Genomic DNA, 22,712 nt, shown 5'->3' with positions numbered 1-22,712 from the left:
GCCTCTATTTTTTTATGTAGACTTCTATAAATAGTCTTAATACTTATAGTTTTCATAGAGCTTGTTTTAAAGCGAATCGTTATTAGCCATATTTTTACAGTAACATGATATCGTATTTCAAAATTTCTATTACCAAAACCCTTAGTGGAGTAACGCCATGACTGTCAGTACTTATAATCCAGCCGACCATGCGAACCATCAACACGCTCATGGGCATAGTGACAATCACAGTCATAGCCATGCTCCGACTGGTCGTGGTGATGATATCTTGCGGGTTATGCCAACCTTAAATGATTTGCAAAAACCGCATTCTGACCAAGAGTTTATCGAAAAAGCCATGGCAGAAGAGCGCAGCAACCATAAAAATCTGATTGCCTCTAGCCGTGATGAGCTGCCATCTGTAACCGTCAATGGCGTGATGATAGATAGAACCGCGATTGCCCAAGAGCTGCAATACCACCCTGCCCCAAATAAAGAAGATGCGGTGTTTTTAGCGACGCAAGCCTTGGTGGTGCGTGAACTCTTGCGCCTTGCCGTTTTAGATGAGCCAAGCCTTGGCGAGACAGCATGGCTTGACGATGAAGAAAAAGCCATCTCTGACTTAATAGAAAAAAACGTGCAAGCAACGATGCCCGATATGGCAACCTGCGAGCGCTATTATAAGCAGAATATCACTGACTTTAAGACCGACCCTATTATGAATGTCCGTCATATTTTGTTGGCATGTCCGCCAGAAGACGGCGATGAGCGATTAAAACTTAAAAAAACCGCCTACGAATTTATCGATCAAATCAAAAATAATGCCAATCCTGATGCTGAATTTATCCAACTGGCGCGCCAGCATTCAGCTTGCCCATCGAAAGAGCAAGGCGGCGAGCTTGGTATCATTAATAAAGGTCAAACGGTGCCAGAATTTGAAGGCACGTTATTTAAGCTAGATGCAGGACTGGCACCAAGCCCTATCGAGAGCCGTTATGGTTTTCACATTGTCGATGTACTAACGAAAGAGCCTGGCATTCAGATGACTTATGAGCAAGTCAGCCCTGCGATTCATAATAAGCTTAGCCAACAAGCCTTTCACCAATCCTTGTGCGATTACTTGTTTACTTTAGCAAATGACGCCGATATCGAAGGTATCGAGATGACGCTTGAACAAGAAAACATATTCCGCGGCTAAAATTTATTGTCCGTCAATTAATTCTTATATGATAAAGCCGTATTGATGATATAAAGTAGCTCGTATGGTATAACGTATATTCTTATGTTATACCATCTCGGTAGCTAGATAACTTCAGTAGTTTATAAGCTAAATAGCTATCTCAGTTCAATATCAGTTCAATATATATAAATAAAATAAGTAGGGATTTATGATTACTGTCGCAGGGCTTACCGCAAAAATAATGCAGCGGATAGAAACTTATAATAATGACGATTTTCCGCTCAGCGAAAGAGACGTCATAAGCTATGATTTATTAGACAGTCGCAATCATATCTTGGCAACGGATATCGTCTCACCGTTTGCTGTCCCTAGACAAAATCTGTCGGCGATGGATGGTTATGCGTTGGCGCAAGGCAGTACGCTTGACGCCGAAAGCACGATTGCGATCGTCGGTGAGTCACAAGCGGGCAGTCCTTATCGTGGTGACATTGTCGCAGGACAAGGAGTGCGCATCTTTACGGGTGCCGTCGTTCCGGACAGCTGTGATACGGTCGTTATGCAAGAAAACACCAATTTTGCCGCCATAAAAGACCGTATTGATAAATCAAAACCTTATGATATTACACTTAGCAAAACTGCTAACCCTAATGACAATATCCGTAAGCAAGGTGAAGAGATTGAAGCTAGCGATACGGTATTAAAAAAGGGTAAACGCCTAAATCCTACTGATATCAGCCTATTAGCGAATTTAGGCTTTGATAAAGTCGATGTTTATCAGCCTTTAATCGTTGGTGTACTCGCAACGGGCGATGAGTTGGTGGCGATTGGCAATGAGCTAACCAGCCTAGCGCAAATCTATAACTCCAACACCCCGACACTAAAAACCTTACTTTCAAGCTTACCCGTTACTGTTCGCGATTATGGCATCATTGCTGATGATTTAGATAAAACCGCCGCTGCCGTAACCCAAGCGATGCAAGACTGCGACGTCCTTATCTCTACCGCTGGCGTATCGGTTGGTGACTATGACTTTTTAACTACCGTCATTGAGCAGCTAGGGCAGATTAATCATTATAAAGTCGCCATGAAACCTGGCAAACCGTTTGTCTTTGGCGAGCTGACGCAAAATCTTGCTAAGCCGGTACTATACTTTGGTTTACCCGGCAATCCCCTATCAACTGTCGTTGGCAGCTTACAATTTGTCATTCCCGCTTTGTGGCAAATGGCAGGCGCTGCGACCCAAGAGCGACCCATGCAGCTTAGCCTGACCGCTACCCTTAAAAACGATATCAAAAAATCAGCCGGACGGATGGATTTTCAAAGAGGCATTATGTCGCAGAATGCAGCCCGCGAGTTTGTAGTTGAAAGCTTTAGCAAGCAGCAATCGCACCGTATCAAACAGCTGAGCCACGCCAATTGCTTTATTGTCTTGGCACAAGATTCTGGCAATATAGCCGCTGGCGGGCAAGTATTGGTTCAGCCTTTTCCTTGGTTATATAGCTAAGCACTGCATGATTAATCCTTGCATAGCGGAGTAACGGTTACATAGTTAATAACTCTTTATACCATTAATCGTGAGAAACTGAGGGTTTACTGTCAAATTCTATCTACTACTTTGGTGGTAGTTTTTAGCTCACTTACGGTGAATGGTTATTTGCACGCAAGCTGTCATAATTAAATATAAATAGAATTTTCCACTCACAACCTGAGGCAACGCCTAAAAGTACACACTATACTTAATATTAATGGTAATCATCTATGAACCATCTTGCCCCCAACGCAGGCAATGTGCAATTTTACTCGCCTGCCGCTGCACCTGCTATTTTTGACGGTGACTTGTCGTCGAAAACGGCTCTCTCGTCGACGTATTCTCCGGTCACGCTCTCTCAACCATTAACCGATGGTTTCGCACGACGTCTTACCTATTTGCGTTTATCGATTACTGATTTTTGTAATTTTCGCTGTGAGTATTGCCTACCCGATGGCTATCAAGGCAAACCCCCACAAAACGAGCTCAGCGTCACTGAAATTGCCACCTTAGTCCGCGGCTTTGCCCAAGTTGGCACCAAAAAAGTCAGGATTACCGGCGGCGAACCTTCTATACGTCGTGACGTGGTAGACATTATCAGAACCATCAAAAACACTGAAGGTATTGAAACGGTTGCTATGACCAGTAACGGCTATAAGCTCGGTAAGCATTTGGCTAACTGGCAAGCAGCTGGGCTGAATCAAATCAATATCAGTATGGACAGCTTTGATGCCGCGACTTTTCATAAGATGACAGGCTTTGATATGTTGCCACAGCTGTTGGCTGATATGGATACCTTACTTGCAACTACCGATATTAAGCTAAAAATAAACAGCATTCTAATGGCAGAAACCGCCTTTGAAAATCTGATGAATGCGATCGACTATGTCAAAGACAGAGCCGTTACCTATCGATTTATTGAATTTATGCAGACCAGTGACAACAGCGATTTGTTTTTTGCCCAGCATGCACAGTCCGATATTATTACCAATTATCTAATCAAGCACGGCTGGCAAACCCATATACGTGGTAGCAATGACGGTCCAGCGATAGAATATAGCCATCCAGATTATAAAGGTCGTATCGGTATGATTGCCCCTTATGCTGCCCATTTCTGTGATAGCTGCAATCGTCTGCGGGTCAGCAGTCAAGGCAAGGTGCATCTGTGTCTATTCGACCAAGGTAATTACGATATTCGTCAGCATCTAGAACAAGATGATGTCGCAGGGCTTGTGAATACCCTGCACAGTTTTATGCCGATTAAACCTGAGCATCATCATCTTCATGAATCAAACAGCGGCATGATGAATAATTTGTCGATGATTGGCGGTTAGAATCAAAAATATACTAATAATCAAATTTTTCATTTTTTACCACAAGCGTATTTATTAAGGAACATTCATGAGTAAGCTGCAAGCACCCTTTACCCCGCTTAATATCGCCATCCTAACGGTTTCTGACAGTCGTACTCTTGCAGAAGATACTTCAGGGCAATATTTGGTCGACCAACTGACCGCAGCAGGGCATCAACTTGCCGACCGTCAGCTGATTATTGATGATATTTATAAAATCAGAGCCGTCATTAGTAACTGGATTGCCGACCCAAATGTGCACGCTATTATCACCACGGGCGGTACTGGTTTTTATATCCGCGACAGTATGCCAGAAGCGGTTGGCGTCTTGTTTGATAAATCGGTTGATGGCTTTGGCGAGATGTTCCGCTTACTCTCAAAAGACGATATCGGCATGTCTACCATCCAATCTCGCGCCGTGGCTGGTATGGCAAACGGTACGGGCATCTTCTGCCTGCCCGGTTCATCAGGTGCTTGCCGCACTGCGTGGGAAGGTATCTTACAAGAGCAGCTCGATAGTCGCACGCGTCCTTGTAACTTTGTGCCACACTTTATGCGCACCAACCCAGGTCACGATTAGTTCATGCTAGAAGTTGCAGACAGCTCAGCCCAAGCAGATGAACTCAGCCGCTTAGCCGGTATCGTTATTTTAGCAGGCGGCGCCTCCAAACGTATGGGTTCGCCAAAAGCTGAGCTTATCTTGCCAACGGGTGAGCGTTTGCTTGATTATCATGTCAGACAAGCGCTTAAATTAAGCGCTGCGATGATGAGCGATCTACCTATTATGATTGCCGATAATGGACGTGGTTTTAGCGTCAATGCAGATTTGCCTAAAAAAGAAGCTCAGTCGTCAGTTTTTTATATTGAGGACTATCTTTCGGTTGATAATATTTCGGTTAACAACATCTCTAGCAATGAGTTTTCTATTAGGCATAATAAACCGATTGAAACCGGCGGCGCGTTGGTGGCGATTGAAGCAGCGCTACAATCATTAAAACGTTTGGCAAGTTCAAATTCATTAACGAGAGACGCAAACTGGCAACAATCTTGGCTGCTGGTCATTAGCTGTGATAGCTTGATTCCTATCAGCGATTTATGGCAAAAACTGCAACCTTATATCACGCAGGCTGATGATAAATCTGTCATTTGCCTAACCGATGACAGCCATTTATATCCATTATTAGGTTTATATCGTTTAAGTATTGAGTCTGAGTTAAAGCAGTATATTGATGACGGACAGCGGCAAGTAATGAAGCTTATTAAGCCGATTGTGCAGCCTGTACCCTTTACCCAAGTATGGCAAGCGTTAACCAATTTTAATACGCCTAAAGATTTTGCAAGTGCTTGTTTAGCCTTAAATAACTTATAAAAAGGTTTAGTTAAAGGTTTGGTTAAAGAAAGTAACTTTAAGAAAAATGAGCCATTTAATAAGCACTGTATTTAAGAAAAACGAGCCATTTAAGAGACATAAAAAATGAATAGCGATAGTCAAAAAGACAGTAACCAGCTAACAAAGCAAACAAGCAACCAATCTGGCTTATCGCATTTAGATAGCGACGGTGATATCACCATGGTTGATGTGAGTGGTAAAACGGCCAGTACCAGAGAAGCACATGCAAGCGGACAAGTGGTTTTTCCTGCAGATATCTATACGCAAATTAAAGCCGCGGATGGCATGACCAAAAAAGGCAGCATCACTCAAACCGCTCATATTGCTGGTATCATGGCAGCCAAACGTACCCATGACCTCATTCCACTTTGTCACCCCTTGCCCTTGGATAAAATTGGTCTAAGCTTTGCATACGATGATGCCAACCATAGCATTACTGTGACCGCCACCGTGAAAGTCACCCACAAAACTGGGGTAGAAATGGAAGCATTAACCGCCGTTAGTGTCGCCTGCTTAACCATTTATGATATGACCAAAGCCATCTCGCATGACATTGTGATTGATAATATCCATCTCATGAAAAAAACCGGCGGTAAATCCGATTATCAGCATAAGTAAGAATGATTTGAAAAAATAAAGTTCTGAAAAGCCTACCGTTAGACAGTGAATAAGCAGTTTATAAATAAGGGAGATTGCTATGAGCACCTTAATAGAAAGCACTACAGATGCTAAGTTAGAAACCATGATGAATATTAACGTCTTATATTTCGCCAGCTTAGCCGATGAGGCCAATTGTCACGAAGAAAAAATCACGGTGCTACAGTCGACTTCATTAACTGAGCTATATGAGCAGCTGCGCCAAAAGTATCGTTTTAGCCGTCCGCAGTCGGAGCTACGGGTGGCGGTAAATGATTACTTTGCCAAGTGGACGGATGAGATTTATGACGGCGATAGCGTGGTTTTTATCACTCCAGTGGCTGGTGGTTAATTTAACATAGCTTTTTATTAGCCTACTTATTTATCCTTCTTTATCAATTTACTTTTTATTAGCGCCGTAACTTTGCGCGATGCTTAAAGATTAAAAGTCTCATTAAACAATAGTATTAGTTAATAGGTAGAAAAAATGACAGACAACGTCCATGGCCAATCGATGAGCATCAAACGTAGCATCGATGAAGCGTACCTCATCGCTGAACGTGATGGTTTTGCGCTGTTAGATACTGATATTGACGAAAGTCGCCTTAAGAAAACGCTCGATAATGACAGCTGCGGCGCCTTTGTCTGCTTTGAGGGTCGCGTACGCAATCATAATAATGCCACGAGCGTCAATCGTCTAACCTACTATGGCTATGAAGACTTGGCCATCAATCAAGGCCGTGCCATCATAGAAGAAGCCAAAAAGCGTTTTGAGATTCTCGATGCCATTGCTATCCATCGCATTGGCGCGCTAGAGATTGGCGATGTAGCGGTTTGGGTTGGTGTGGTTTCTGCCCATCGCTATCCTGCTTTTGACGCTTGCCGCTGGATATTGGATACGATTAAAGCCGATATTCCGGTGTGGAAACAGGAATATTACCAAGATGATTCTTCAAAATGGCTGAGCAATAATGGTTAATTAATGGTTAATTAATGACGACTCACTCAATAACATTGATGAAAAATATGGAATCATAATAAACATATCGTCCGAAAGAAATTAAGCCAATAACTATAAAAAACTGATGTATACTGCAAAATTATTCATTTTTACTGACTATTGTTCTTTTTTAAAGTAGAGGATGTAGGTTATGCAATCAAAACCATCAAATGCTCAGCATCAACCCATTACCAATTTATCTTATTTAAAACGGTCTAAATCTATAACAATATTGGGCGCATCCGCGTGCTTGGCTTTGACGTTAGGCGCTTGTAGCCAAGAAAACAGCCCTAATGAAACGGCGACCGTTGCAGAAAACGCACCACAGACCACTCAACCTAGTGACGCCATTCGCATCGCTGCCGCCGCCAATTTATCAGACGTATTGCCTGAAATCATCGAAGGTTATAAAAAAGATAAGAACCTGCCCAATCAAGAGATTGAGGTTACCTTTGCTTCTTCAGGTAAGCTATATTCGCAAATCAATTCGGGCGCACCTTACGATATTTTTTTAGCCGCCAATCAAGAGTTTCCCGCTAAATTGGTCGATGAGATGTTTAAAGGTGACAGCAGCCATACGCCGTTTACCTATACTCAAGGTCAACTCTCCATTTATAGCGCGAGCAAGCCGGTTGATAGTTTGAATCAGAGTACACTGACGGAGTTATTAAAGCGTGATGACAAGACGAAAATTACTATTGCCAACCCTGAGCTTGCGCCTTATGGCGAATCTGCCAAGGCTTATTTACAAGCACAGAACCTTTACGATTCTCTAACGGCACAAAAGCGCATCATTCAGGCGGAAAATATTGGCCAAGCTTTTCAATATGCGCATACGGGTAATGTCGATTATGGTTTTGTGGCTCAGTCGCAGGTGACCGCCATCAAAGCGACGCCCGAGCAATTTTATATTTTACCAGCCGACTCTTATCCTGCTATCCTGCAGGACGGTATCGTTATTACCGATATCGCTAGCGCAGCAGATTTTACCGATTATCTGCGCTCGCCTGCTGGCCAGGCTTATTTTGCTAAAGCGGGTTATTTGGCTGTTAAGTAGCTTGTTTATTACAATCTATCAAGAGAATAAGGACGGCTTAGGTTTGCTCAAGTGAATACTTTAGCCCTTTGATAAGCTTGCCTGCGTGAAATAAGTGAAATGTGACATAAGTAACACGTTATCAAGGCAAGCGATCTATAAATAACGTAGCAGCATAAATAATGTCCTATCAGCGGCGCACTGGATAAAAGGTAGATAGATAATCACGCTATGATGTCCCAGTTTCTTATTTCAGACATGCTGCTACCGGTATGGGTAAGCATCAAGCTTGCCAGCATTACCACCCTTTGCTTATTGTTATTTGCAACGCCACTCGCCTATTGGCTTGCCAAGCCTAGCCGCGGAAATGTCGTTGGGCGTATAAAGATTCTATTAATGGGCATCATTGCGATGCCCCTTGTTTTACCGCCTACCGTCATTGGTTTTTATTTATTATTACTGCTAAGCCCGACCGTCGGTATTGGACAATGGCTTATCGAGCATAATATCAGCCCTTTGGTTTTTACCTTTGAAGGGCTGGTAATTGGCTCTATCATCTACTCCCTGCCCTTTTATATTCAGCCCGTCTATGCTCAGTTTTTGCGTATTCCCCAAAGCGTGATGGAAGTGGCAAGCTTATTAGAGCCTAGCCGTCTTAGACGTTTTATAAAAATTGTCCTACCGCAAGCGCGTATTGGTATTATTCTAGGCGGCTTAATCAGTTTTGCGCATACTATTGGCGAATTTGGCGTGGTACTTATGATAGGTGGCAGCATTTCAGGTGAAACCAAGGTTGTCTCTATTGCGATATATGAGCAAGTAGAGGCGCTAAATTACGAAGCAGCGCACCTGATGTCGGGGATTCTTATTATTATGGGTATTATTATGGTGGCGCTGATTGCTGCTGTCAGTCGGCTTAATCAGCGCCCATAAGCACTTGTTTTATAAACCACTAACAAGTCAAATTTCTTTTTTTAAGCAATCAAACTTCTGGCTTACGGCTTTTTTCCGCCAAATCCAAATCGTTGGCATAAGCAAATAAAGCCGGCGCACCGCCAGTATGCCAAAACAACACACTATCGGTTTTCTTAATCTTCCCCCTACGAATCATATCGATAAGTCCGCCCATCGCGCGACCAGTATAAACAGGGTCGACCAATATCCCTTCTGTTTGCGCCGTCAAAGCTATCGCCTCATTTTCTAATGCACCCACTACACCATAGCCTTCACCAACATAATCAGAGTTAAGAATCAAATCTGACTCGGTAAATTCGTAATCTGTCTTGATTAATTTTGCCGTGCTATTAGCAAGCGCCAAGGTATATTGATCAAAGGCGACTTTATCGGTTTCACCTTTATCGATATTGATACCGACAATTTGATAAGGTGAGTTAAAGATTTTGTTGCCAAGCATTAAGCCCGCTTGCGTGCCGCCAGAGCTTGAGGCAAATACGATATGAGTCAAGGAGAAGCCCATGCTTTGACGCTGCGATTCTAACTCTTTAAATGCTTCTACAAAGGCTAACGCCCCAAGCTCGCTTGAACCACCGTACGGCACCACGTAGACGTTTTTGCCCTGGTTGGTTAATTGTTCAACGATGCTAGGAATGTCCTCGCCTTTGCGATGATTGCCTGCCCAGTGGATATGACAACCAAACAGCTTATCTAGCAAGAGATTGCCATTTGCCTGCTCCGGCTCTTCACCGCCCAAGACTAAATGACACTCTAGTCCTAAGCTTGCCGCCGCCGCTGCTGTCTGACGGCAATGGTTTGACTGTATCGCGCCCGCAGTGATGATAGTATCAGCACCTTTGGCAAGCGCGTCACCGAGGATAAATTCAAGCTTACGGGTTTTGTTGCCACCCAATGCCAGCCCCGTATTGTCATCTCTTTTCATATAGATTTTGGGACCGCCCAAGGCTGCACTCAATCGTTTTAGCTCAATCAGCGGGGTTGGAAAAAAGCCTAGCGGCTCTCTAGGTATGTGGTTATATTCCATGTTATTTTTCATCCCTATTATCAATTGCCATGTAAAATTTAGCTATTAGCACAGCATACAATATAAATATAAGTCACGCCGCTACTATTTAAAATGAGCAGACACAAAAAAACCTCAAGTAAACGAATACTTGAGGTTGAAACTTTTGTATTAAAACTAAGTTTTAAATATGGCGCAGCGGACGGGACTCGAACCCGCGACCCCCGGCGTGACAGGCCGGTATTCTAACCAACTGAACTACCGCTGCTTAGGTCGTCTTTAGCATTTCGTCTTCTAAAAGACCCACTCGCTAAATGAGTGGTGGGTGATGACGGATTCGAACCGCCGACATTCTGCGTGTAAGGCAGACGCTCTACCAACTGAGCTAATCACCCTTGCTGTGGGTGTGTATTATATACATTTACACATGGCTGTCAAACACTATTTACCTTTTTCCTGCGTATTTTTTCTTAATTTAGCCGCAATTTATGCAAACCTATGTTTTTATTGGCTTTATATTTTATATAAAACCAATAATTTCTCTAGCTTATTATTTATTTGGCCGCCAATGCTTGTTCAATATCTGCTTTTAAAGCATCAGGCTTGGTGGTTGGCGCATAACGGTCAATTACTTGTCCATCGGTGCCAATTAAAAACTTAGTAAAATTCCATTTGATACCATCTGTCAGCAGCCCGCCTTTTTGGTCTTTAAGCCAATCAAAAATTGGATGGGCGTCCTTACCGTTGACATCAATTTTTGCCATCATTGGAAAGCTAACGCCGTAATTTTTTTGGCAAAACGCACCAATCTCCTCGTTAGTCCCAGGGTCTTGCGCGCCAAACTGATTACAAGGAAAGCCAATCACCACCAATCCTTGCTCTTTATATTGTTGATACAGCGCCTCTAGGCCTTCAAACTGCGGCGTAAAGCCACATTTGCTGGCGGTATTGACGATTAATAATACTTTGCCCTTATAATCGGCAAAGGCTTGCGAGGTGCCGTCCATACGCTCAGCGGTAAAATCGTAAATAGTGCTCATGATGAATCCTTAGATTGATTGTTTTATTATTTTTACTATTAACATGCGTACTGATAAGAAAAAAGGAAGCACCGCGTACTTCCCTTTTATCACGCCAACTTTGGCTAAAATATTGATTATATTAATACTTATTACTCAGCTTTATCCAAATCGATAGACACTGAGTTGATACAGTAGCGCATGCCAGTGGTCTCACGTGGGCCATCAGGGAATACGTGTCCCAAGTGGGCGCCGCAATTGCTACACGTCACTTCGGTACGGCGCATGCCAAGTGAATTGTCTTCGTGCTCATCGATAGCGCTATTATCGATACTCTGATCGAAGCTTGGCCAGCCACAACCGGCGTCAAACTTATTGTCCGACTCAAACAAGCTGGCACCGCAGCCTTTACAGCGGTAGATACCTTTATCATTAACATCGTTATAAACGCCAGTAAATGGCCGCTCTGTGCCTTTCTCGCGCATGACGTGGTATTCGTCGGCACTTAAGCGCGCTTTCCAATCTGCGTCGGTCAATTGGCTGATTTCTTCTTTGCTTAATTGATTGTCTTGCATCTTTTATCCTTATTAAATGATTGGTTATCTCATTTGCGATATGTCATTTTCTGACCAATTTATCGTACGTTTTTATAAAAACGCTAGGCTTTATCTGCTGCTTATTGGCTGACTATTCAAGGCATTGCTTATAAAAGTAATAAATTTAGCAGCCCAAAGCCTAAGGTTTTAAGAAAAAAATTAGAGATAGAGAAGTAAAATATAGCAAATTACCTCGCTAGCGAAATCAATAAAGTTGTAATTTTATTAAACGCGCATCTGATTTGCTTTTTTATTGCTAAATAATTTAGCGAAAAGGACATTTTAGTTTTTAATAATTAATAACACCCTTAAAATAAACACATTATGCAAGTTATTCTTGCAATTTATCTCTATTTTGAATAATCCTATAAAGACTTTATCTTTAGACTTGCATTAAGAAATTTTATGCAATAATATCTTGCATTAGGTTTGATTGTTTTAATAAAAGGGTTACACAACAATGGCTGATAGCGAATTTCCCCAAACTCCTCAGAGTACGCAAGCCGAACGACTGGTACAGCTGCGCCGCGATAAAGGCATGACCGCCGAGCAATTGGCGCAGGCAATGACCGCAGCAGGTGCAAAGGTTAGTCGCGGTGCCATCTCCAACTGGGAGCGCGGCACCAATGGCATCGTATCATCGAAACTACCGACCCTAGCCCGTATCTTAGGCTGTAGCGAAGGCTATTTATTACGCGGCGACTTGCAAAACGACATGGATAGCGTTGTTAATTCAAATCAACCTATCAATTCTCATAATAAAAACGAAACGCCTACGTCGCAAAACGTAGCCCCTACTTCTACCGCAAATTCACAACCCAATCCGATGAGTGGTCATTCTATGAATCCAATTAAAAAATCCGATAAATTACAAAACGTTTGCTACGACATTCGTGGTCCGCTTTTGCAAACAGCCAATAAAATGGAAGCTGAAGGTAAGCGTATTTTAAAGCTGAATATTGGCAACCCTGCGCCGTTTGGCCTTGAAGCACCGCATGAGATTTTGCGCGATGTAGCGATGAATTTGCCAGAAGCGACAGGATACTCGGACTCGCAAGGGATTTTTGCGGCACGTAAAGCGGTCTTGCAATATTATCAATCAAAAGGTCTGCTATCGGCTGTCGATGTGCGCGATGTATATTTGGGTAATGGCGTCTCTGAGCTGATTGTCATGACCATGCAGGCGCTCATGAACAATGGCGACGAAGTCCTGGTGCCAATGCCTGATTACCCACTTTGGACGGCAGCCGCCAACTTAGCAGGCGGTACAGCAGTGCACTATCGCTGTAATGAAGAGGACAATTGGCATCCTGATATTGAAGACATCAAGTCTAAAATCACCTCTAAAACCAAAGGCATTGTGGTGATTAACCCCAATAACCCAACGGGCGCGCTCTATAGTGATGAGGTGTTATTGCAAATTATCGACGTCGCCAAAGAGCATGATTTAATCATCATGGCCGATGAGATTTATGACCGTATTCTTTATGATGATATGGCGCATACGCCAATGAGCACCTTGACCGATGATGTACTGGTATTGTCTTATAACGGCTTATCAAAGTCGCACCGTATCGCCGGTTTTCGCGCGGGCTGGATGATGGTTTCTGGTAAAAAAGACCACGCTGCCGACTTTATCGAAGGCTTGGATATGTTGGCGTCTATGCGCCTATGCTCAAACGTTCAAGGGCAATATGCCATCCAAACCGCGATGGGCGGCTATCAAAGCATGAAGGACTTGACCTCTAAAAAGGGGCGTCTGTATAAGCAGCGCGAAATGGCGGTCTCGCGCTTAAATGCCATTAAAGGTATTTCTTGTACCATGCCGCAAGGGGCGTTTTATTGCTTTCCAAAGATGGATCCTGAAGTTTATCCTATCGAAGATGATATGGCGTTTATGATGGATTTATTGGTCGAAGAGAACGTCTTACTGGTACAAGGTACTGGCTTTAACTGGGATGCACCCGACCATTTCCGTTTGGTGTTTTTGCCCAATCTCCATGACTTAGAAGATGCCATGGACCGATTAGACCGCTTTTTTGCCAAAAAACGTAAGCAGTTTGGTACTGAATAGAGATTCAAATCCTCGTAAAAAAACGCTTATCGGCATAAGGCTGATAAGCGTTTTTTATTCTTTTATAGAAAGCTATAATAAATAACTATAACACTCTCATTGAAAAATATTACTTAATAACAGATAGCTGATAGCCGACATCGAGGCCGCCGCAGGCAGGGTAATTACCCATGCCAGACCGATAGGCTTCATCAGCGCCCAATTGGTATCTCGATTGACGATGCCAATACCAAGCACCGCGCCAACCAGCGTATGCGTACTCGATACAGGCAGACCCATGGTCGATGCGCCCATGACGACAGCAGCCGCAGCCAATTCCGCTGAAAAGCCAGAAGCCGGATGCATTTTTGCTAGATTGGTACCAACAGTTTGAATAACTTCTTTACCGATAAACCAAAGGCCAACGATAAGCGCCACACCAAAGGTCAACATCACCGCAGGCGGCACGGCAGCCTCGGTCGCTATGCTATTGGTACGGATAACGTCCATAATCGCGGCAAAAGGACCGACGGCATTGGCGATATCGTTTGAGCCATGACTAAAAGCAAAGGCGGACGCGGTAAAGACCTGCATCCAGCTAAACATAATAAACGTCGCTTTGGTCAAATCCTCTTTATGCTTACCGCGGATACTCTTGGTATAAATAAAGGTCGCAAGCCATACCAGCGCCGCTATCATACCCATGATAAAAAAGCCTTGAATCGTCGTCATGTTGCTGTTGACGTTCTTTAAGCCTTTGAACACCACCAAAGAAGTCATGACCGCCCCGCCCGCACCAGCAATGAGCGGTACCCATTGCTTGAGGGCTTTTAGGGTATCAAGATTGCTACGTTCGTGCTCAATCTTATAAAGCTCTTTGTAATAATCGGTTTCTAAATCCTCGATGTCACAATCATCATCTTTATAGATTTCTTGATCGCGCAGCATCGCTGAGGTATAGGCCAGTTGCTCTGACTCGGTCAAACTTTCTAGATACTCTTTGTGGTTTTGCTTGACGGTTTTTTTATCGTCTTTTAGTGTCGCAATATGCGCTTCGGTTCGATCATTATACTCAATGATCTTTTTCTTAATTTGGCCGTATAACAGGTAAGAAAATACGCCGCCTAACACGGGTGAGATGACCCAAGAGATGGCAATTGTTCCAATCGTACCCCAATCGACGGTCGATAGTGCCATGTCGGTACCACCTAAAGAAATACCGAGCACAATAGAGCTACCAACGACACCACCGATAATGGCGTGCGTGGTCGAAACGGGCAAACCTTTTTTGGTGGCAAACAACAGCCAAAATGCCGCCGCGATAAGCGCTGAGAGCATGACATAAATAAACTGATTGGGCGACACCGATAAACCATCTAAGTCAACGATGCCGCTGCGGATGGTATCGGTAACTTCACCGCCCGCCAGCACCGCGCCCGACACTTCAAATATCGCGGCAATACCCAAAGCTTGCGGAATCGTCAACGTCCCTGCTCCCACCGAAGTACCGAAGGAGTTGGCGACGTCGTTACCGCCGATATTGAATGCCATAAATACACCAAAAGCCGTCGCTACGATAAATAGCGTCGTCTGCTGATGCATGGTGTAATCTAGACCCCACCACAAAAAGTAAGCGGTCATCGCAATCAGTAAAATGGCAAAAAATAGATTGATTCTCATAGAACCGACTGCTTTGGTTGGTTCTGTAGAACTGCTGCTAATACCCATACGTTAATACGTCCTGCGTAAGCTGATTGAAATTATAGGTGATTGATGCCATTAATTACGGCGCTAACGATGGCGTTGTTTTCACCACCCAACATTATGATAGCGTGCCCGCAACGTGGTTTTGACATACTATGTTGAATTTGTTTCTCGAAATACTGTTTTGAAGAAAATATAGTTATAAAAAATTGCTATCTACTGCGCTCTTTATTGTCCTGATAGTTTTGCGTACTTGTAAATATTTACGCGCAAGCTTACTCACCTATCAGCGAAAAACCTAAGCCACAAAATGCCATAAAGCCGCAAGTAGTCTTGCCAAATCGTCCGATTACAGCAGCTTGCGGCTTAGGTTTTATAGGGATAGCGTTTGGTTATAAAAATCTGTTGCTACTAATTAAAGCATTTATAGGATAAATACTGTCTCTGACTGTCCAGCTATTTTGCGAGCAGGCAGAAGTTATTACGCGCCTATTATATTAAATATAGACACAGAATGCATGATGATATTGCGAGATTTGTAACTACAAATATATCAATCAAAAAAGCTGTCTATTTAGTAGAAAAATGTTGTTAATTTTCCCTAAAACTTCAAACAAAGATAATACTAACTTTTAAGTTCGTATAAAGCCTTCATCACTTATCATCCATTTATTTAGTATCAGCAGTGATAGACAATGCCGCGGATAGCTGCTTAATAGCATGGTCTAATACCGCTAGGCGCGCTTGGCGTTTCTCATTAGTCGCAATGATTGCCCAAGGTGCATCCTTAGTATCAGTACGTGCCAACATATCAGCCGCCGATTGCACATACTCCACCCATTTATCACGATTACGCCAATCATCATCGGTTAATTTAAACTGCTTATGCGGCGTCTCTTCGCGCGCCTCAAAGCGTTTGAGCTGCTCCTCTTTATCAATAGCGAGCCAATATTTGATGACTATCGTGCCAGCGGATACCAAATCTGCTTCAAAACGATTGATTTCAGCATAAGCGCGCTGCCATTCTGCGTCAGTCGCAAAGCCTTCGATACGTTCGACCAATACGCGTCCGTACCACGTACGATCAAAGATGGCGATACGGCTGATACGATCGATTTGCTCATTGGGCAGCTTGGTCCAAAAACGCCATAAATAAGGATGCTGCAATTCATATAACATCGGCGCGCCAATATTATAAATCTGATATTCGCGTGGATCGAGTGGCGCAACCAGTCTTTTGATCGCGCCGCCTTTGCCAGCAGCGTCCATTCCTTCAAAGGCAAAGACCACATGCCGACCCTGACGCGCCCGTAGCAATTTGGCAAGGTGTGCTTGCTTATCGGCAAGCGCTTTATGATAGTCAGACTTATCTATCTTGGTATCGTCAACCTCTATCAAGGTTTTAGGGATTTTTATAGGCTCGAATTTTGCTGCTTCTTTTATATTCTGACTTTCTGCTTTACTACTTTCTGCTTTACTGCTTGCTAGCGCGGTTTGCATCGCTTGCAATACTTCATGACAAAAATGGGTGGCAGCCTCTGATTTATCATCGCCATTGATAATAATCCAGTCATCTTGCTGGCGTAATAGCGCGGTTGCTACCTTATTAAAAGTATCGACGACCTTTTTACTTTTCCAATCGATTTGATATAAAAATTCTGGATCAGCCTCATCATCGTTGAGCCGCGCCTGCAAGGTTTCGATATCGACATGAAACCAGCATTTAAGCAGTTTGGTTTGGTTAGCAGCAAGGTCTTGTTCAAAGGCTTGTAGTTTGGTGAGTTCTTGTTTTAAATAGTCTTGCCATCGGCCAATAGGCAAGGCGTTATTTTTCAGCGTCTTATTATTCTTATCTTCACTTTTTTTCACCTTATCGTCATCATCTAGGGTCGCCATGCGCATGACGTTATAGAGTAAATCAGCATACCAGTTGCCAAAATACACCATCACATCGCCATGACGCGGCAGCGCTTTGGTATGCGCTTGCCAAATCGGCTGATGTTCTAAGGGACAATCTCCGATAGTCGCCTCAACCTTGAGTAAGCGCGGGTCAACCCATTGCCGCAACTGAGTGACCGCGGTGCCCTTGCCCGCCTGCTCCATGCCGTTGACCAGCACCAAAAGCCCAGTTGGTTTATTGATGGTTGGCGGTGTTTGCTGCCGCGTGGCGCGCAGGGCAAACTGAGCGGTGACTAATGCTAAGCGCAATGTATCTTTGTCCATAGCAAAGATATTTAACGGATTTGGCGTTAAACGCTGCTCGACGACTTGCTTACTAAACTGGTCACTTACTGCTTCTCGTGCTTGGCTTTCAGTCGATTTATTTTTTTTGCTCATGTCCATACTCGCTTTATTATTAGATAATTTTGATAAGCTGTCTTATTTATGGTTTTTATAAGTTGTCTTATTTATACAATGAATCATAGCATTGAGTAAATCTAGTAAATAACCCTGCTATGTAACAGTTTGGCATTTGTATTCTGCGGTATTTTCTTTTAAGGTGAACAAAATCTTGTGCGCATGCTTTAATAGCTGCCCACAAAGATAAGAATTTAGTATCATTTCTACTCTTTTATTAGCAATTTTATTGCCATTTTTACTTTTTATAGGATTACCTGCCATGTCTGCGTTAGCCAATTTACAACAGCACTTAAACCGTTTTTGGGCGTTGCCACACCATAAAGATGCTGCCTTAAATACCAAGCTCAAAGAAGTGCAAGCATGGCAACAGGCGCGTATTAAGCGTACCCATAGCGCGCTGTTTGAACAACCAAAAAACAAACCGATGGCAGAGTATTTTTTGACGCAGCTGTATGGTGGTGATGAATTTAAAGTATTGGCAGAACAGTTAGATCGTATCTTGCCCAAAGCCAAAAAATTAGAGCGCCTTGCCAAAGAGGCTTCTTTAGAAGCGGGCAGCATGGGCATTCAAGCGTCTATCTTGGCGATTGAGCTGGATTTACATTTGGCCGAGTGGTTGGTTACGCAAGATTTAGGAGTCAATGAAGAGAATATGCTTGCCGCTTACCGCGCAGTCGATGAGGCAGAGGAGCGCCGCGTGCAGATTAACAATTTAAAAGAGGTTTGCTATCGTACCGATAAAGATTTGAATTCATTTATGCTCAAAAAAGCCTTTGGTCTCGCAAAAGGCACGGCTTATCGCCATAACTTCCAGCCGCTTTACGACTTTATCGATTCAGGCTTTAAAGCGATGAAACCGCTGAAGAGTGTAAGCAGCTTTATTGAACCGTTTTGTGAGCGCGAGCTTGAGATTATCGACGAAGTTCATGGCACCAATAATGGCGGTAAGCCAGTAACGTTTGGTGTATGATAGGGTCAATAATGCCCGTGGCTAACTGACAGCTATAGTGCTTAAATAGGGTTTAAACAACATGCAATCAATGTTTAAACTCTATGCAAATAACGCTTAAATACGCCATCATAAAAACAAATAATAGGATAACCGTATGACTGATAACTTAAATAATAACTCTAGCCAAGCCGATCAAGCCCATACTGATAACCCTACTTCTCATGGTCATCTGCAAGATAAATTGGTTAAAGACAGTATTGCTCATAATCAAAATATCACCGCGCAAGTAAAAGCGCGTCAAAACCAAAGCGCTAGTACGACGCTGAATGCCAATGCTGCAGTCGATAGCAGCAATAATAATGACTTCACCCAAGTGCAAGACTTACCAACCGGAACCCCACAAGGTCAACAAACGACTATGCCAAATACGATAAATAACAGCGCCAATCCTACTGCTACGCACGCACAAACGGCCAAACAAACGCTGTTTAACCAACGTGATGACATCAATAACCCACATACGCCTGATACCGATGGTAATGAGCAAACGCATTTTGGCTATAAAACGGTCAATAAAGCAGAAAAACAAGCGCGCGTTGCCGATGTTTTTACCTCAGTTGCCAAAAAATACGACATCATGAATGACTTAATGTCGTTTGGTATTCATCGTTTATGGAAGCGTTATGCCATTAGCTTATCAGGTGTACGCGCCGGTCAGCAGGTGCTTGACATCGCTGGTGGCACGGGTGATTTGGCCAAAGTATTTAGCCGTGAAGTGGGTCGCAACGGCCATGTGGTATTATCAGATATCAATGCGGCGATGCTAGAAGTGGGTCGTGAGCGCCTCATCAATGCCGGCTGTAATAACGTTGATTTCGTCTTAGCAAACGCTGAAACTTTGGCACCTTTTGATGATGAAAGCTTTGATTTGGTGACTATTAGCTTTGGTCTGCGAAACGTCACAGACAAGGATGCGGCGCTAAAATCTATGTATCGTGTACTCAAGCCAGGCGGTCGTTTATTGATTTTAGAATTCTCAAAACCTGTGTTTGAGCCTTTATCGAAAGCTTATGATTTGTACTCATTTACGGCGTTGCCGATTATGGGTAAGTTGGTTGCTAATGACTCTGAGAGCTATCAATACTTGGCTGAATCGATTCGAATGCACCCTGATCAGCAGACGCTTAAGCAGATGATGCAGCAAGCAGGCTTTGAGAATTGTGATTATCATAACTTGACCGCTGGTATCGTTGCGGTGCATCGCGGCTTTAAAGCCTAATTTTAAAAAATCACAGCTTTAGAAAAGCACAGGTTTAGAAAAGAATAGCTGTAGAGCTTAGTTTTGACAGCTGCTTAGATAACCAAGCTTTTTATCATGTAAAAACGTCTGTCATTGAGCAGGCGTTTACATCGTCATAACAGCCAATATCGAAATATGCGCCGCGTTTATGGCGCTCAACCAAACATTGTGAGGGCCTTATGCTGACTGTGTTACTTTTGGCAGGTGCCGAAAAGCTGATTAATATCGCCATTGCCAGCGATGAGATTACCAAAGCTGGGCTAGCGCCGCTTGCGGGCAAAGTGCTGCGTCTAAATATGGGCATGCCTGAGATTAATCTAGACGTTTTATTTACCGAAGATCGTTTGCGCTTTGAGCCGGTTATGACTGAAAGTGTGTTTGAGACAAGTGGCAATATGAATGAGCGCCAAAAAGCCAGTCTAGAGCGTTCGCGTCTGGGTCATAGTCGTCCAGACTGTATCATTACCGTTGATAATCCTGCGCAGCTGTTGAATCTGATGCGCGGCACAGAAGGCAACTTGCCTATTGCTGGGGATTACAAAGTGCTCATGCAACTTAAGCAGCTGGTTGCAGGTTTTGACCCTGATGTCGCCGGCCAGCTTGAGCCCTTTATTGGGAAACCGATGGCCAGCCAATTACACCTGCTTATCTCGCAGCTAAAAGGCAGCTGGCGTCATAGTGCCAAACGCGCCTTTAACGATGTCAGCGACTGGGCCAATGACGTAGCGGGCAATGTTACTCCCGACCCGATGGAAGCTGCCGAAGTCAATGATCTAAAGCAGCAGTTATTAAAACTGCGTGCCGACATTGAGCGTGAAGAGGCCAAACTTGCCGCTATCAAAGATGAGCAAGCACGTTTAACCAATCATAGATAATAAATAGAGTCTATGACGACCTAAACGCTAACTATGAGCCGTCATAGACTCTGCCCTATTTTCGACTTTTTAGAGTAACCCTATCTCATGCTACTATCACATCGCGCCCGTTTACTTGAACTTTGGCGTATTGCCGCCGCTTATCGCATTGACACCCATTTGTCTGTCGAAGAAGCGCCGCAATTGCAACCTTTGGCGCGTTTAATCCGTTTGCATCCGGCGGCTTGGGGTAAAAAACATCAGCCCAATGCGATTAAGTATGCGCTTGAAGACATGGGTACGCTGTTCTTAAAACTGGGGCAACTGCTCTCGACGCGTCGCGATTTGGTGCCGCCTGAGATTATCGGGCAATTGGTACAGCTACAAGATAAGGTCAAGCCTTTCGACTCTGATGTTGCTATTGCCCAAATCCAAGACCCCAAGCACGGTTTAGGTCAATCTATCGCAGCGCTATTTGCCCGCTTTGATGTTAAGCCGTTAGCAGCAGCTTCTATCGCTCAAGTACATACGGCCGCATTGCATGATGGTCGTGAGGTAGTAGTGAAAGTGGTTCGCCCTGATATTCGTACCACTATCGTGGCAGACTTTGAGCTACTGCGTGAGCTTGCCAATTGGGCATCGGCGCGTATCGAAGCGGCGCGCGCCATTCATATCGTTGATATTGTCGAAGACTATCGCCAAGTGATGCTTAATGAATTGGATTTAACCTTGGAGGCGGACAATACCACCCAGATGCGTAATAACTTCTTGGGTTCAGCACTGATGTATGTGCCTGAAGTTTATGACGCTGCTAAAAATGTCATGATTATGGAGCGTATCCAAGGCGTGCCTATCTCGCAGGTTGAGGTGTTTGATAAGCTGGGTTACGACCGTGCGACATTAGCAGAAAAAGGTTTAACGATATTTTTTACCCAAGTGTTTCGCGATAACTTTTTTCATGCTGATATGCATCCGGGTAATGTCTTTGTAGAAACGCCGCCGGTTAAAACACTCACGGCAGATATGGCAGCGGTTGACTTGGGTCATGAGCCGCGCTATATCGGTCTTGATTGCGCCATTATGGGTACGCTCTCTAAAGACGACCAGCTTATCGTCGCGCGCATGCTTTTGGCGGTAATGAATAATAACTTCACGGCGATGGTTGATATCGTCAGCCGAGCGGGTTGGATACCGCCCAATACCGATAAGCATGCACTCATGCGTGATATGAAACGCACTGTCGGTCCAATGCTACAAAAATCCATTAACGATATCGATTTTGCTGGTGTCTTGATGCAGATTTTAGATATCGCCCGTCGCCATCATATGAGTATTCCGCCACAATTAATGCTGCTGCTAAAAACCTTGGTGCATGTCGAAGGACTCGGTCGCGATTTATATCCTGACCTTGATATCTGGTCGCTTGCCAAGCCCATTTTAAGTGGCTGGATTAAAGAGCAGCTCGATCCGATGCGTAACTTGCAATATCTGCGTCAGCAGTTGCCAGAGATTTTATTATCAACGACTGATATTCCTAAGCTGCTAGACCAAGGTTTACAAAGCCTTGCCTCACAAGGCTCGCGCCAAGACAGTCAGCTACGAGAGATACAACAAATTCGCGCCGATATGCTAAACGACCGTCGCCGCGATTGGTTAGCGCTATCAGGTTTTGCGGTATTTATTGCCATCGCCACGCAAGTCGGTTGGTTTGCGCCTATTTTTTACCTATTGGCTATTATCGTCGTTATTTGGCGGGTTTTAGCTTAGGCTATTAGTTTTTGACGAAAAAATACT

At 43.8% G+C, this 22,712-nt stretch carries 20 protein-coding genes and 2 tRNA genes; 15 read left to right on the top strand and 7 right to left on the bottom strand.

Annotated elements, in window-relative coordinates; all coding sequences use genetic code 11:
- The first annotated feature begins 157 nt into the window (after positions 1 to 157).
- The 10 genes from B2866_RS01165 (at position 158) to modB (ending at position 9,034) form a co-directional block, all read left to right on the top strand.
- Positions 158 to 1,177, top strand: coding sequence for a peptidylprolyl isomerase (locus B2866_RS01165; RefSeq protein ID WP_296189747.1), 1,020 nt, complete (start codon positions 158 to 160; stop codon positions 1,175 to 1,177).
- A gap of 190 nt (positions 1,178 to 1,367) precedes the next feature.
- Positions 1,368 to 2,663, top strand: a complete 1,296-nt coding sequence (gene glp / locus B2866_RS01160; RefSeq protein ID WP_296189745.1) for a gephyrin-like molybdotransferase Glp — start codon at positions 1,368 to 1,370, stop codon at positions 2,661 to 2,663.
- A 254-nt stretch (positions 2,664 to 2,917) separates the two neighbouring features.
- A complete protein-coding gene (moaA, locus tag B2866_RS01155) occupies positions 2,918 to 4,021 on the top strand; it encodes a GTP 3',8-cyclase MoaA (RefSeq protein ID WP_296189742.1) in 1,104 nt (367 codons plus the stop codon).
- A gap of 67 nt (positions 4,022 to 4,088) precedes the next feature.
- On the top strand, positions 4,089 to 4,619 hold the full coding sequence (gene moaB, locus B2866_RS01150; protein WP_296189740.1) for a molybdenum cofactor biosynthesis protein B: 531 nt from the start codon (positions 4,089 to 4,091) through the stop codon (positions 4,617 to 4,619).
- Positions 4,620 to 4,622: 3 nt separating this feature from the next.
- Positions 4,623 to 5,408, top strand: a complete 786-nt coding sequence (gene mobA, locus B2866_RS01145) for a molybdenum cofactor guanylyltransferase (RefSeq protein WP_191690510.1) — start codon at positions 4,623 to 4,625, stop codon at positions 5,406 to 5,408.
- A 105-nt stretch (positions 5,409 to 5,513) separates the two neighbouring features.
- Complete coding sequence (gene moaC, locus B2866_RS01140) at positions 5,514 to 6,047, top strand: cyclic pyranopterin monophosphate synthase MoaC (RefSeq protein ID WP_296189737.1); 534 nt, start codon at positions 5,514 to 5,516, stop codon at positions 6,045 to 6,047.
- 79 nt (positions 6,048 to 6,126) lie between these two features.
- Positions 6,127 to 6,417, top strand: coding sequence for a MoaD/ThiS family protein (locus B2866_RS01135; protein WP_296189736.1), 291 nt, complete (start codon positions 6,127 to 6,129; stop codon positions 6,415 to 6,417).
- A gap of 135 nt (positions 6,418 to 6,552) precedes the next feature.
- Positions 6,553 to 7,044: a molybdenum cofactor biosynthesis protein MoaE gene (locus B2866_RS01130; RefSeq protein ID WP_102077822.1), complete on the top strand. Its 492-nt coding sequence runs from the start codon at positions 6,553 to 6,555 to the stop codon at positions 7,042 to 7,044.
- 172 nt (positions 7,045 to 7,216) lie between these two features.
- Positions 7,217 to 8,122 (top strand): molybdate ABC transporter substrate-binding protein, encoded by a 906-nt coding sequence (gene modA / locus B2866_RS01125; protein WP_296189733.1) that lies wholly within the window; start codon positions 7,217 to 7,219, stop codon positions 8,120 to 8,122.
- A gap of 210 nt (positions 8,123 to 8,332) precedes the next feature.
- On the top strand, positions 8,333 to 9,034 hold the full coding sequence (gene modB / locus B2866_RS01120; protein WP_296189730.1) for a molybdate ABC transporter permease subunit: 702 nt from the start codon (positions 8,333 to 8,335) through the stop codon (positions 9,032 to 9,034).
- Between the two features lie 49 nt (positions 9,035 to 9,083).
- Here modB and B2866_RS01115 read toward each other — a convergent pair whose 3' ends face one another.
- The 5 genes from B2866_RS01115 to msrB all read right to left on the bottom strand — a co-directional run bounded on the left by B2866_RS01115 (position 9,084) and on the right by msrB (position 11,673).
- Entirely contained in the window at positions 9,084 to 10,100 is a 1,017-nt protein-coding gene (locus B2866_RS01115; RefSeq protein WP_296189728.1) for a D-cysteine desulfhydrase family protein, read from the bottom strand.
- A gap of 170 nt (positions 10,101 to 10,270) precedes the next feature.
- Positions 10,271 to 10,347: transfer RNA gene (locus B2866_RS01110), tRNA-Asp, on the bottom strand.
- A gap of 51 nt (positions 10,348 to 10,398) precedes the next feature.
- Positions 10,399 to 10,474, bottom strand: a tRNA-Val gene (locus B2866_RS01105).
- A gap of 159 nt (positions 10,475 to 10,633) precedes the next feature.
- Complete coding sequence (locus B2866_RS01100) at positions 10,634 to 11,119, bottom strand: glutathione peroxidase (RefSeq protein ID WP_296189725.1); 486 nt, start codon at positions 11,117 to 11,119, stop codon at positions 10,634 to 10,636.
- A 131-nt stretch (positions 11,120 to 11,250) separates the two neighbouring features.
- A complete protein-coding gene (gene msrB / locus B2866_RS01095) occupies positions 11,251 to 11,673 on the bottom strand; it encodes a peptide-methionine (R)-S-oxide reductase MsrB (protein ID WP_068404968.1) in 423 nt (140 codons plus the stop codon).
- 481 nt (positions 11,674 to 12,154) lie between these two features.
- Here msrB and B2866_RS01090 point away from each other — a divergent pair, with 481 nt between their 5' ends.
- A complete protein-coding gene (locus B2866_RS01090) occupies positions 12,155 to 13,768 on the top strand; it encodes an aminotransferase class I/II-fold pyridoxal phosphate-dependent enzyme (protein WP_296189724.1) in 1,614 nt (537 codons plus the stop codon).
- Between the two features lie 96 nt (positions 13,769 to 13,864).
- On the opposite strand, the gene B2866_RS01085 is transcribed toward B2866_RS01090, so the two are convergent.
- Together B2866_RS01085 and B2866_RS01080 are read right to left on the bottom strand one after the other, a co-directional pair.
- Positions 13,865 to 15,475, bottom strand: a complete 1,611-nt coding sequence (locus tag B2866_RS01085) for an inorganic phosphate transporter (RefSeq protein ID WP_296189722.1) — start codon at positions 15,473 to 15,475, stop codon at positions 13,865 to 13,867.
- 645 nt (positions 15,476 to 16,120) lie between these two features.
- Positions 16,121 to 17,788 (bottom strand): ATPase, encoded by a 1,668-nt coding sequence (locus B2866_RS01080; RefSeq protein ID WP_296189720.1) that lies wholly within the window; start codon positions 17,786 to 17,788, stop codon positions 16,121 to 16,123.
- 283 nt (positions 17,789 to 18,071) lie between these two features.
- On the opposite strand from B2866_RS01080, the gene B2866_RS01075 reads away from it, so the two are divergent.
- The 4 genes from B2866_RS01075 to B2866_RS01060 all read left to right on the top strand — a co-directional run bounded on the left by B2866_RS01075 (position 18,072) and on the right by B2866_RS01060 (position 22,685).
- Positions 18,072 to 18,782, top strand: a complete 711-nt coding sequence (locus B2866_RS01075) for an FFLEELY motif protein (RefSeq protein ID WP_296189717.1) — start codon at positions 18,072 to 18,074, stop codon at positions 18,780 to 18,782.
- 466 nt (positions 18,783 to 19,248) lie between these two features.
- On the top strand, positions 19,249 to 20,043 hold the full coding sequence (gene ubiE, locus B2866_RS01070; RefSeq protein WP_409520827.1) for a bifunctional demethylmenaquinone methyltransferase/2-methoxy-6-polyprenyl-1,4-benzoquinol methylase UbiE: 795 nt from the start codon (positions 19,249 to 19,251) through the stop codon (positions 20,041 to 20,043).
- Positions 20,044 to 20,243: 200 nt separating this feature from the next.
- A complete protein-coding gene (locus tag B2866_RS01065; protein WP_296189714.1) occupies positions 20,244 to 20,939 on the top strand; it encodes a ubiquinone biosynthesis accessory factor UbiJ in 696 nt (231 codons plus the stop codon).
- 87 nt (positions 20,940 to 21,026) lie between these two features.
- Positions 21,027 to 22,685, top strand: a complete 1,659-nt coding sequence (locus tag B2866_RS01060) for an ABC1 kinase family protein (protein WP_296189711.1) — start codon at positions 21,027 to 21,029, stop codon at positions 22,683 to 22,685.
- The last annotated feature ends 27 nt before the right edge of the window (positions 22,686 to 22,712 follow it).

The organism is Psychrobacter sp. UBA3483, assembly GCF_002377905.1.
GTDB lineage: Bacteria > Pseudomonadota > Gammaproteobacteria > Pseudomonadales > Moraxellaceae > Psychrobacter.
The sequence above is the reverse complement of the archived record's forward strand: the minus strand, read 5'-3'. Positions and strand labels throughout refer to the sequence as shown.